We start from the raw sequence: 12,125 nt of genomic DNA, 5'->3' as shown, positions 1-12,125 counted from the left end.
GATTTGTTTTATTTAAGGAAATACTTATGAAATATTTTGATTGCATATTTAAAAGAAAGACCAAAAACAAATTTTTTAACGAAAACAACAATAAAGTAAAGCAATTAACAGTTAAAAAAAATAGTGAGCAATGGCAAGATTGCGGAGATATCTTTTACTTGCTTGATACTCTAAAGCTAACATATGAAAGTACTGAAGGACTCGTTACAATTGAAAAACTTTCAAAAGAAAGCTTGAATGACTTAATGGGAGGACAGCTTCCATTATTAGAAAAAATACAAACATCACAATGCATAACATTATCTGTATGTGCCGTTAGTTTACAAAATTTAGCCAATAAAAAAAGAACAAAAGCTATCTCCGATGCAGCATTTTTAAGATTATTTAAAGACAGAGGGTTACAATCACAAGCTCAATTTCATCATCCAGAGCTGCCATTAGATAATAAAGCTGATGCTTTAACGCGTTATGATTTTAAAAGGGGAATAAATACAGTTTATGACCTTTCTTTAAGCAGTTTCATTACTGTTTTAACCAAAAAAAATGCCGATTATATTAGTAAGTTTGGTCGTAATTCATCGGTAAAATCTGATAACTTCGACAGAATTTTTACAAACTACGAATTACAAAAAGTATCAGCAATATCACTCTTTTCTATTTATTAGTTAAAATTTAAATCAAAATAGTGTTTTCATGCAAATTTTAAGTATTATTTATGAACTTAATATAGTTATATAACTAGGGTCAAATCCATTAACATCACATTTAATGTCAATTCGTTGAGCAGCCGGCTTTTGAAATAAAACTTCTAATTTTGGAAAGCTTTGAGAGGTAAAGCTGACACTTTTAAGACGTAGGTTCTTACGAGTTTTACGATCTAAAAATGCAAATGAGCAATCAGACATCACTAACTCACAACTATCTAACATTTTTTTTGTAAGCATTTTCTCATTAATCATTTTCAAGATATTCACTTTTGGTATTTCACTTTTAGTTCCTCCTAGAACACATGCGGCATATAACTCTAATATCGCTAACGCACGTATTTTTTGGCTTTCTACATCTTCAAATAAAGCTAACACTGCTGGTATCTTTTTCTCTAAAGAAAACGTCTGAATAGAAGCTTCTTTTAAAGAAATACTTTCACTTAAAAATCGATGCATCACTTTTTCTAACTGACTTAATTTAGGTAAAACAAGATCACTACTGGCAGTAAACTCTACTGTTTCATCATTAAGTAATCTTTCACTTTCAGATGCACCTTGTACTAAAGGCAAAATAGCTTTATGTAGTTGTTCGTCTTCAAATGGTTTACTTAAAACAAAGCAAGCCCCACATTGTATTGCTTGCGCTATCAACTCTTCATCATTAACAGTTGTTACGAAGCCAGTTTGAATTGGTAACTCTCTTTTTATAATTTCTTTTAATAATTCAAGCCCTGATACTTCCGGCATATGCCAATCAGATAAAACGATTTCAGGTTTCCACTCATCGATTATTGCTAATGCATCTATAGCACCTGAGGATTGTCGAATATCTAAAGTTTTATAACCAAATTTTTCTAAACCACGTCTCACAATTGCTTGCATCGCGAGACTGTCATCTACAATTAATATTTTCATAAAACCCTACTTTATTAAAAAGAGACATATGATTTAGAATCAGGCTTTGAGTATAGGCAGTAATCTCAATTACAGCTATACTAGACAACAACCTAACAGAGTTGAATTTCAAGTACAATACTTAACAATTTAATAAATTAATAACTCAATAAATTAATAACTTAACCAATGTTATTTTTAACTGGAGATAACTATGTTGCCAGAAAGAGTAATGGAAATTATAGCAATTGATATAGGATTAGTCGTTATTACAAGTTGGTTTTTGATTTTACTTTTTATGTTTCGAGAATTTAGAACTGTCTCTCAATCCGTGAATAGACTTTCAAGCAATTTAGGTGTAGATGAATATTTACCAATTTATCAAAAATCTGTCGACGAAGCATTAGCATCAGTGGATCAACATACATCCACATTAAACGAACTCACATCTGTTCATGAAATTTTAGAAAATCAATTAAGCTTACTACATCAAAATAAAACAAGCCCTCAAGACGATGAAAAAATATCACAGTTACAAGCACAGTTAGATAAATCTCGCGCATTAATAAAAAAACTTAAAGGCGAACTTGTTTCAAGTAAAAAAAGGCTACAACACACTAAGACTAAACTTTATGCTCAATATGATCATGTTGAAACTCTTAAAAAAGAAAAAGAGCAATTTTTAATAGATGCTCAACAACAAAAATTAGACGCTGAGCATAATGAAGCATTAACAGCTCAAGCTGAAAAATATAAGGCACAACAAAGACAGTTAATTGAAGCTGCGAGTGATTATAAAAAGAAATTATCTGTTCAAGGAAAAGAGTTAGAATCATTCAAACAAAAAAATAAAAAACTACTCAGTAATAGCACAGATGCAAAGTCAGATACATTAAATAAAAAAGTAGTAAAACTTGAAAAGGAATTAAAAGACGTCAATGAACGATCCACTCACATCATTAAAGAAAAAGACTTTATCGAAAGTAAATTTTTAGATTCTTTAAAACAATTAGATGAAATCAAAAAAAGTAATATTAAATAGATAAAATAATAACTTAAGAATTGTATTTATATTTTTAATACCAATATCTTAAAGATAAAATAAATAAACGCATGGGAAGGTGAAATGAAAGTAGTAAAAACAGTTGTGATCACAGGCGCCAATCGGGGTATTGGACTAGCTATGGTCAGTATTTATGCTAATCAAGGTAGTAAAGTGATTGCGTTATGTCGAAAATCTTCAGCTAAATTGAATGCTTTATCAAATGAGAATGTTGAAATTATTGAAAACATTGATGTGGCAACAGATGCAGGCATTAAAGAAATCTGCTCTGCTATTGGCTCTCAAACAATTGATATATTAATTAATAATGCAGGTATTTTAAGGGATGAAAGCTTAGATAATTTAAATATAGATACAATCAACGAGCAATTTCAAGTTAATGCCGTAGCACCCCTTAATATATGTCAATCACTGTTAAATAATCTCACTTCTGGCAGTAAAATAGCACTTATTACTTCTCGAATGGGCTCTATTGCAGATAATGGCTCAGGTGGCAGGTATGGCTACCGCATGTCAAAGGCTGCACTCAATGCTGCGGGTATGTCTTTAGCTAAAGATTTAGAGCAAGATAAAATTTCCGTCGGAATATATCACCCAGGTTATGTGCAAACAGATATGGTCAATAACAGTGGTGATATCAGTGCTGATGTTGCCGCAATACGTATTACTCAACTCATTGATGAATTAACGTTAAAAGCATCTGGTGTCTTTAGACATTCAAATGGCGAAGTGTTGCCTTGGTAAAGTTTCGCTTTGCACTTTAATTATATTCTTATATAAATAGTCACTCAATATAAAAGAATCGGCCGCAAGCGACCGAGTTTAAAAGAGTCCCAACTGATTTCCGTGAGCTTCTTTTTTATCCAATTCAACCAATTGGTTTTGCACATATTTTCGAATTATATCTTCCGTTGCACTTCCAATTGTTTCAACGAAATAACTCTGAGTCCAAAGTTTACCTCCCCAGAAATAACGTCTTTTGATATCTGGATATAATTTGAAAAACTCTCTGGCTGAGATACTTTTTATCACCTGCATGATCTGACTTGGTGACATCTTTGGCTCACTTCTTACCACCATATGAATATGGTCTTCTGGTATTTCCAATTCGACTATAAATATACCCAAGCCACTTCAAGATGTGAGGTTCAGGACTGCTGAGCAATTCATGATCTAGGCGCATCTTTGCATTAATGGTTACTCCCTTAAAAAAAGATGGACCGGCAATATGCTCCTGCATTGCTCTAGTACCTACATCCATGCAGGCAACAACGAGCATGATTTGCTCAGATGTCCCTGTAAGGTTGGTTTATAAATACTTTGATGCAGCGTTATTGATTTTGAAAAGGGAATAACCATGTTCTTCAATCAATGCCTTGCCTAAAGCATTTCTAATTCCAACTGAATCCTGCATCTTGAAGTGGTTTGGGTATATATGCTGATCAATATATTCATATGAATCAGCCTCCCTATCACAAACATGAAGCACATTATCTGTATTGCCAAAATGTTCATCCAGCTTATTCGAGGATTCCTCCCAACGATAACTTTCCTTTTATTCTTTAGGCCGCAGAGCACTTTCGTACCCTGTCAATTGTAGCTTATCCTCTCGAATATGATTTTGTTGATGCCCCAACCCAACGACCATTTCAGTATCCGCATCTACCATTAAAATAGAGTGTAAGAAAAGAGAATGGCCTTTACAGGTTGTACTAGCAGATGATGGAGTTACCTAATTCATTACAGACGGAATGAATTAGGCTTGTTATATCTTCTATGGTAAGTACTAATCGTCGACGCTTAACCTCTTCTGCGGTAGCTTGAAATCCGGCATGCGCAATCGCGTTATGATCTATGAGTTCATTTTCAATGAATTGATAGGCTCCTTCTATGCTAGCAGCATCTCTTCCAGACTTGACGATTGACTTGCCTACACCATCAGCCATATCGGAAGCTAGATTAATCAAGCGTTTGGCTCTTCTTTTATCACCTAATTCTGCTTTTCCAAATGTTTTATTAGCCCACTTTTCGGTATTAGATTCAAACACGCTGCCAGTCCAAGATAAAAAATCTATTAGATCATACTGATAAAAAAGCGCAACAAAATATTCTAGCATCGTCAATAGTTAAGAATAAGGGGACAGCTCTAGGCGCAATAAAATGTGACTAAGAGTCAGGGCAAGCCCCCGAGATTTTCGCTACGCTCTGTTAAAGGAAGAACTTTCTAACACTTTGAATTATATCTTTACTATATAAAAATCATTTTACGTTGAATCTACCTAGTTTTAAAAATATCACGATTTTTAATATGATTAATCAATAATATGTCATATGGCCTTTATAGCATTCATATGTATATTTAATAGAAATAAATTCTAATGAAAAATCATTTTTTTCTTGTTGATATAAAAGGTCCAAGTATATATAGTGTGCGCTTTCAGGAATTTATATAAGTAAATGTATAAGGGTATTGAGTCCTTTATTCTAACATTAGGGTTTGCCCTATCAAGGTGATTAAAGCGACATCACCAGTTTCCTATAAATTAAATATCATAGATGGAGCTTTATAAATCATGAGTTTTGCTAAAAGTGTTGGTGTAGCGATTGTTAATTACAAAACAGCTGATTTAGTGAAGGATTGTTTAAAATCTCTATCTAATGAAAGAGTTTATTTACCGAACCTAAAAGTAATTATTGTTGATAATGACTCTTCTGATGATTCTCTAGCTGAGTTATCTAATTTTGTCAATGCTAAAAATTTAGGAAGCTGGGTTGAGGTAATTTCTTCTGGTCGAAACGGTGGTTTTGCATTTGGAAATAATGTGGCTATCAAAAGATTTTTAAAACAAGATCAAGATTATATATGGTTACTAAATCCTGATACTTTCATTGCTGAAAAAGCAGGACTAGCACTTGTTTCATTTCTAGAAAAAAATCAAGAAGCAGGTATCGCAGGAAGTTATCAACAAGATGAAAACGGTAAAACATTAGTATCCGCTTTTAATTACCCTTCTGTTTTTGGTGAGTTTCTAGGATCTTTAAAGCTTGGTATTTTAGATAAAATATTTAAATCAAAAGTAATTTCAAATCACGACCCTATAAATTACAAATCTTATGACTGGATGTCTGGCGCTTCTTTATTAGTAAGAAGGGAGGTATTTGAAAATGTTGGTATTATGGATGAAAAGTACTTTTTATATTTTGAAGAAGTTGACTTTTGTTTTAAAGTAAAAAAACATGGTTATTCAATTAATTATGTTCAAGATAGTCGTATTTCTCATTATGTCGGTGCCTCAACTAATATCACAGATGTTAAACTTCCAAAGCCAAAGTTTTGGTTTGATTCTAGACGCCGATATTTTGTTAAAAATCATGGCAAGTTTATAGCCTTTATGGCCGATTTAAATCACCTTTTAGGTCTGTTACTTTATCGATTAAAGCAAAAGATAAAAGGTGCTGAAGATGATACCCCTCCAGGGTATTTTAAAGATTTTTTTAAATACTCTTCTATTGTCTACAAACAAGATTAAAGTGAGTAGTTACTTTAATTTTTTGCCAATAAAATAAATAGTAGCGTTGTATGGTTTAATTTGTTTATATTTTAATGATTTTACAATTACTTTATTTGACCGTTTGCATTTAGTCGCCATAATATGCGGGTTTATATATTTTCATACGGTATATCGCTTTAGTATTTCTAGGTGTCATTATTTATATATAGCAAGAATAATCAGACGGTAACAATCATGAAAATAAAAAATGAAATGCATCTCCACATATGGAAAATAGTTAATGAGCCAAAATTATTTAATCATCTCTCCTTGTAGAAATGAAGAACAATACATGTGTCAGACACTAGATAGTGTTGTCAATCAGACAATAAAACCTAAAAAGTGGATTATTGTTGATGATGGGTCTACTGATTCTACAGCTGAAATTTTAAATGGCTATGCTGAACAATACGATTTCATACAAATCGTAAAACGAAAAAATAGGGGTCATAGAAGTGTTGGCCCCGGTGTTATAGAAGCTTTTTATGAAGGGTATAACACAATAAATGTTGATGATTATGACTATATTTGTAAATTAGATTTAGATTTAGATTTACCTCTTGCATATTTTCAAATATTAATTGAAAAAATGCAAGGAGAGCCAAGGTTAGGTACATATAGTGGCAAGCCTTATTTTATTCACGATAAAACGAATGAACTCGTTGCAGAAGTGTGTGGTGATGAATCTTCAGTTGGAATGACAAAATTTTATCGTGTAAATTGCTTTAAGCAAATAGGTGGCTTTGTAAAACAAGTTATGTGGGATGGAATAGATAGCCATAGGTGCCGCTTTTTAGGTTGGATTTCAGCAAGTGAAGATGATCCTAGAATTCGATTTACTCATTTAAGACCTATGGGTTCGAGTCAACAAAGCATTATTACCGGCCGAGTAAGGCATGGTTTTGGTCAATATTTCATGGGCACAAGCTTTATTTATATGTTTGCTTCGGTTGTATTTAGATTAAACAAAAAACCCTATGTTATGGGATCATTTGCTACTTTATGGGGTTATTTAAAAAGTGCAATAACAGGTGTTGAGCGTTTAGATGATCCCGATATGATTAAATTAATGAGGCGCTTTCAGTGGCGTTGTCTGGTAAGTGGAAAGACTAAGGCAGTTCAAAAAGCAAATATAGACAGCTCAAATAGCTGGGATCCTGAAAAAGAAATTTATCAAATTCCGAGTAAGGCAAATTAATGTCAGTTAGAAAGCCTAAAGTCTTATTTTTAGCACCTGAGATCCCTGCTTTATCAGCTACCTTTGTTTATAAGGAGCTTTTAAAGTTAAGAAGCTTTAATACGCATGTAATGGCTGCTTCAGTACATTTGCCAAAGGTTAAAACCACTCAAGATGTAAAGGATGCTATTGGTGATGTGTATGTTATTTATCAGCAAAGTTTTTTAAGTTTTATTTGCTCTTTTTTTGTGATGCTTTTTAGTAATCCATTACGCATAATTCAGACAATAGCGTTTTTGATAAGTGATATGTTTTCAACGGGTATAGTTACTCGAAATAGTGCGGGGTTAGTTTTTAGATTTTTGGCGGCATGTAACTTTTCTCGTTATATAAAAAAGCATGAAATTACACATATTCATGTACATTTTGCGCATGTTCCGACGGATATTGCTATGTACTCGGCCAAGATGATTGGCATTGATTTTAGTGTTCAAGCGCATGCAAACGATATCTTTGAAAGGGGATATTTGTTGAAGCAGAAAATTAGCCGAGCTAAATTTTTCTCGACTATATCCGATTTTAATAAAAAATACTTAGCGCAATTTGATAGAACTCAGAAATTAAAGATAGTTCGCTGTGGTGTTGACGAAACTAAGTTTATACCGAGACAGAATCAACCCAATAACAAAATTCAACGCATTGGCGTTTTAGGGCGTTTGGTTGAAAAAAAAGGCATACATATTCTATTAGAAGCATTACCAAAAATGAAAAAGCATTACTCATATATCATTGAAATAGTTGGTGATGGTCCTGAAAAAGCAAAATTAGAATCCTTAGTTAAAAAACATGAATTACAAGATAAAGTTACTTTTAAAGGTGTGATGGCAAATAACAAAGTATCACAATGGTTACAAAATTTAGATTTTTTTGTATTACCTTGTGTAAAAGATTGCAATGGAGATATGGATGGTATTCCTGTTTCATTAATGGAAGCAATGTTAAAAGGTGTTCCTGTCATTTCTTCTGATATATCAGGTGTTCCAGAGCTAGTGATCAATAATCAAACAGGGTTTAGTGCTGCGAGCGGTGATATAGATGCATGCGCTTTAAGCTTAGAAGAGGCGTTAGGCTGTAATTTACAAGCTAGAGATAATATTTCGCAACAAGCAATTTCGCATGTAAAGCAAAACTTCTCTCTTAATGGTAATACACAATATTTAGCGGAGTTAATTCATGAATAAATTAAAAACAGCTCTAGTTACTTTAGATAACTGCACATTAAAAGATGCTCTAGATAAAACTAAAGACTTAGCGCTGAGTGAAGGGAGTGACTTTATAGTAACCCCTAATATTGATCATCTAACTAGGTTAGTTGTATCAAAAGAAGCTGAAGTGCTTCAACCAATTTATGATAATGCCTCTCTAAACTTATGCGATAGCCGTATATTAGAAAAAATTTTAAAACTAAAAGGACATACAGTTAAAGAAGTGATCCCTGGAAGTACACTTACTCAAAAATTATTTGATGATGTATTAACTCAAGACTCACGAGTACTTATTGTTGGTGGTAACGACGATGTCATATCGCGTTTAAGAACAAAATATAATACGTTACAGTTGCAGCACTACAACCCACCTATGGGGTTCATTAATAGCCCTAAAGAAGTAGAAAAAACCCTTAGCACAATAAAGAAATCAAATGCACAATACGTTTTTTTAGCTGTAGGCTCTCCACGACAAGAGATTTTAGCAAAATTAATTAAAGATAAAGATTTAATTAATGGTGTCGCTTTATGTATTGGAGCATCTATTTTATTTTTGGTGGGTGAAGAAAAACGTGCTCCGAAAATATTACAAATACTTCACTTAGAGTGGGGATATAGAATGATGCAAGATCCAAGGAGATTAGTAAAACGTTATTTTGATAACTTGGTTAAGCTGCCAAAATTATATGCTAAGTTGTAATTAAATGCCAAACCTTTTTGCTTATGTCATGCTTATTTCATGGCCATTACTCAGCATATTATTTTATAAAAGGTTAGATACGGTAACAGCCTCATTTTTAACAATTATGGGTGGGTATATGTTACTACCCGTTCGGGTGAATATTGATTTACCATTATTACCAGCTTTAGATCAAAATACAATACCAGCCCTTGCCGCTTTATTTTGTTGTCGATTTATACAGAAAATTGACATTTCATTAATACCTAAATCAGGTCCAGAAAGGGTGCTTATTTTATTACTTTTGTTATTACCATTTATAACAGTAATGAATAATCCGGAGCCAGTTTACAACGGTGCGTATTGGAAATCTGGATTAACTCTATATGATTCAATTTCAGCAATATTATTAGCTTACTTAAAAATTCTACCTTTTATTATTGCAGTGCAAATAATTAAAACTCATAAAGATTTAATGCAAATTGTAAAATTACTTGTAATAGCTGGCTTATGTTATTCATTACTCATACTATTTGAAATTAGAATGAGTCCCAAACTACATACTTGGATTTATGGATTTTTTCCACACTCTTGGGGTCAACAAGCTCGGTTTGGTGGCTTTCGTGCAGTTGTATTTATGGGGCATGGCTTGTTAGTTTCAATGTTTTTAGCTGTGTGCTTAGCTGCAGCTACAATTAATTTTAAAAATAATATTAAAACATTTAATATTCCTTGTTCAATAATTGTTTTATATCTTTTTTTTGTTTTAGTCGTATCAAAATCTGTTGGCGCATTTATTTTAGGCTTTGGCTTAATGCTCTCTATTGCATTTATTCCCAACCTAATTAAGAAAAAAATTGCTATAGCAATTATTTCATTAGTTATTTTCTATCCTATGTTATCAATGTTTGGGATGTTTCCGCATTTAGATTTACTTGAACTAGTAAACAGTTGGGATGCCGAAAGGGCACAATCATTAGAGTTTCGTTTTTATCATGAAATGAGGTTGTTAGAACATGCACAACAAAAACTTTATTTTGGTTGGGGCTCATGGGGGAGAAACCGATTAGCTGACTCAGTTACAGATGGCTATTGGATCACAATTTTAAGTTCTTATGGTGCAATAGGATTTAGTTTAATTTTTGGTTTAGCGGGTTTTAGCATTTATAAAGGATTAAAAATGAGTGTAGATATAAATAATCATGCAGAGCAATCTTTATTAATAAATTTTGCCTTACTAATATCGATTATCATGTTAGATCAAATTCCGAATACTTCAATATATAGTTGGTCATGGTTATTAATTGGTGCCCTATTGGGAAGGGCAAATAATCTTAATTATAGACAAAATACTCCTTTAAAAGGTTCTTATTCATGATTGGGATTTTAAATACTAAGTTATCAAATAAATTCTCATCATTAACAGGTGGAAATGGTTTTCAATCAAAAGTGAGTCAAAGTGCTTTATGGACATTTTTGGGGTTCGGAGGAAGTACATTTCTAAGGATGGTAAGTAGCTTAATCTTAACTCGTATTTTTATGCCGGAGATATTTGGACTTATGGCCATTGTAACGGCAATTATGATTGGCGTTGCACTATTTTCTGATCTTGGTATTTCAACTAGTATCGTGCAAAACCCAAAAGGGAAAAGTAAAGATTTTTTACAAACCGCATGGACATTGCAAGTTCTAAGAGGTTTACTTCTTTGGGTGGGGGTGCTAATTATGGCCTCACCAGCAGCTTCTTTATATAAAGAACCGGAGCTTTTGTACATATTACCTGTTGTAGGTTTTAGCTTTGTTATAACTGGTTTTACTTCAACAAGTTTACCTTTACATCAAAGGGACCTAAAAGTTAAACCCATTATCATTCTTGAGTTAATATCACAGATGTTTACTTTAATATTTACAGTTGCATTAGCCGCTGTGTTTCAAAGTATTTGGGCATTTGTAGTAAGTGGATTATTAGTTAGTATTATAAAGTTAATTGGCAGTTATATATATTTAAAAAATGGTGTGGTTGGCTTTAAATGGGATAAGGATATTGGAAGTGAATTGATTCATTTTGGGAAATGGATTTTTATTGCGACTATTTTGACATTTATTGTCGGCAAGGGGGACACGTTACTTTTAGGTAGTGTGATCTCGAAAGCTGATCTTGGTCTCTATAATTTATCTGCTTTATTTTCACAAATTGCACTTGGTCTTTTAGCTGCATTAATTAGTAATACGATTATGCCTGCTATAGCTTCAATTGCTGAAAGTGAAAGAAAACAGCTCTCGAAAAAATTTAATACTCTTAGAGCATATGTCTTACTCGCTCTACTGCCATTGGTCATTACTATTGCTGTATTTGGAGAGTTTTTGATTGAATTACTTTATCAAGAACCATACCATCAAGCAGGTTGGATGTTACAAGTATTATCAGCAGGCATGGTTGTAAGGATTATGTGTATGTCTATTTCTCCTATATTTCTTTCTAAAGGGGATTCTTTTTATCATATGCTATCTTATCTTGTCTGGTCGACCATATTTATTAGTTCAATGTTAATTGGTTTTCAATTCTATGGATTGAATGGAGTGATTATCGGAATATCGATAGCACCTTTATTATGGTTGCCTGTAATTTCGATTTTGGCTAAAAAGTATATAGATTTAAACCATAATTTAAATCTGATAATCCTTTCTATTTCAGGAGCTATTATATTTTTTAGTTGGTGGTTTATGGAATAAAATAAAAATAGTAGCAATGGCATATTTTAATTTTTAATAGCAGGAAGTTAAAATCA

The 12,125-nt window shown here is 32.6% G+C and carries 13 protein-coding genes; 9 read left to right on the top strand and 4 right to left on the bottom strand.

Going from position 1 to position 12,125, the window contains the following annotated elements; all coding sequences use genetic code 11:
• Positions 1-26: 26 nt before the first annotated feature.
• Positions 27-665 (top strand): hypothetical protein, encoded by a 639-nt coding sequence (locus CJF42_RS08805; RefSeq protein WP_095366325.1) that lies wholly within the window; start codon positions 27-29, stop codon positions 663-665.
• 48 nt (positions 666-713) lie between these two features.
• On the opposite strand, the gene CJF42_RS08800 is transcribed toward CJF42_RS08805, so the two are convergent.
• Entirely contained in the window at positions 714-1,622 is a 909-nt protein-coding gene (locus tag CJF42_RS08800) for a response regulator (protein ID WP_095366324.1), read from the bottom strand.
• Between the two features lie 193 nt (positions 1,623-1,815).
• Here CJF42_RS08800 and CJF42_RS08795 point away from each other — a divergent pair, with 193 nt between their 5' ends.
• Positions 1,816-2,643, top strand: coding sequence for a hypothetical protein (locus CJF42_RS08795; protein WP_095366323.1), 828 nt, complete (start codon positions 1,816-1,818; stop codon positions 2,641-2,643).
• 84 nt (positions 2,644-2,727) lie between these two features.
• The gene (locus CJF42_RS08790; protein ID WP_095366322.1) at positions 2,728-3,408 is read left to right on the top strand and encodes an SDR family oxidoreductase; all 681 of its coding nucleotides are present in this window, start codon (positions 2,728-2,730) and stop codon (positions 3,406-3,408) included.
• 78 nt (positions 3,409-3,486) lie between these two features.
• Here the strand turns inward: CJF42_RS08790 and tnpA are convergent, their stop codons facing one another.
• The 3 genes from tnpA to CJF42_RS08780 form a co-directional block, all read right to left on the bottom strand.
• The gene (tnpA, locus tag CJF42_RS08785) at positions 3,487-3,744 is read right to left on the bottom strand and encodes an IS200/IS605 family transposase (protein ID WP_252097567.1); all 258 of its coding nucleotides are present in this window, start codon (positions 3,742-3,744) and stop codon (positions 3,487-3,489) included.
• Positions 3,728-3,943, bottom strand: coding sequence for a hypothetical protein (locus CJF42_RS26710; protein ID WP_141235517.1), 216 nt, complete (start codon positions 3,941-3,943; stop codon positions 3,728-3,730). Before CJF42_RS26710 ends, tnpA begins: the two co-directional genes overlap by 17 nt.
• Before the next feature lie 433 nt (positions 3,944-4,376).
• Entirely contained in the window at positions 4,377-4,712 is a 336-nt protein-coding gene (locus tag CJF42_RS08780; protein WP_170940539.1) for an IS4/Tn5 family transposase DNA-binding protein, read from the bottom strand.
• Between the two features lie 525 nt (positions 4,713-5,237).
• On the opposite strand from CJF42_RS08780, the gene CJF42_RS08775 reads away from it, so the two are divergent.
• From CJF42_RS08775 to CJF42_RS08750, 6 genes are all read left to right on the top strand, one after another.
• Complete coding sequence (locus CJF42_RS08775) at positions 5,238-6,194, top strand: glycosyltransferase family 2 protein (protein ID WP_095366320.1); 957 nt, start codon at positions 5,238-5,240, stop codon at positions 6,192-6,194.
• Between the two features lie 262 nt (positions 6,195-6,456).
• Entirely contained in the window at positions 6,457-7,413 is a 957-nt protein-coding gene (locus CJF42_RS08770; protein WP_095366319.1) for a glycosyltransferase family 2 protein, read from the top strand.
• Positions 7,413-8,633 carry a glycosyltransferase family 4 protein gene (locus CJF42_RS08765; RefSeq protein WP_095366318.1) on the top strand — a complete coding sequence of 407 codons (1,221 nt, stop codon included), beginning with the start codon at positions 7,413-7,415 and terminating at the stop codon, positions 8,631-8,633. The genes CJF42_RS08770 and CJF42_RS08765 overlap by 1 nt, the downstream gene beginning before the upstream one ends.
• On the top strand, positions 8,626-9,357 hold the full coding sequence (locus CJF42_RS08760) for a WecB/TagA/CpsF family glycosyltransferase (protein ID WP_095366317.1): 732 nt from the start codon (positions 8,626-8,628) through the stop codon (positions 9,355-9,357). Before CJF42_RS08765 ends, CJF42_RS08760 begins: the two co-directional genes overlap by 8 nt.
• A gap of 4 nt (positions 9,358-9,361) precedes the next feature.
• Positions 9,362-10,714: a hypothetical protein gene (locus CJF42_RS08755; RefSeq protein ID WP_095366316.1), complete on the top strand. Its 1,353-nt coding sequence runs from the start codon at positions 9,362-9,364 to the stop codon at positions 10,712-10,714.
• The gene (locus CJF42_RS08750) at positions 10,711-12,069 is read left to right on the top strand and encodes an oligosaccharide flippase family protein (protein ID WP_095366315.1); all 1,359 of its coding nucleotides are present in this window, start codon (positions 10,711-10,713) and stop codon (positions 12,067-12,069) included. The genes CJF42_RS08755 and CJF42_RS08750 overlap by 4 nt, the downstream gene beginning before the upstream one ends.
• Positions 12,070-12,125 lie beyond the last annotated feature (56 nt).

The sequence above is a fragment of the Pseudoalteromonas sp. NBT06-2 genome, from assembly GCF_002276045.1.
Classification (GTDB): Bacteria; Pseudomonadota; Gammaproteobacteria; order Enterobacterales; family Alteromonadaceae; genus Pseudoalteromonas.
Note: the sequence above shows the minus strand (reverse complement) of the source record. Positions and strands in the feature narration are given on the sequence as shown.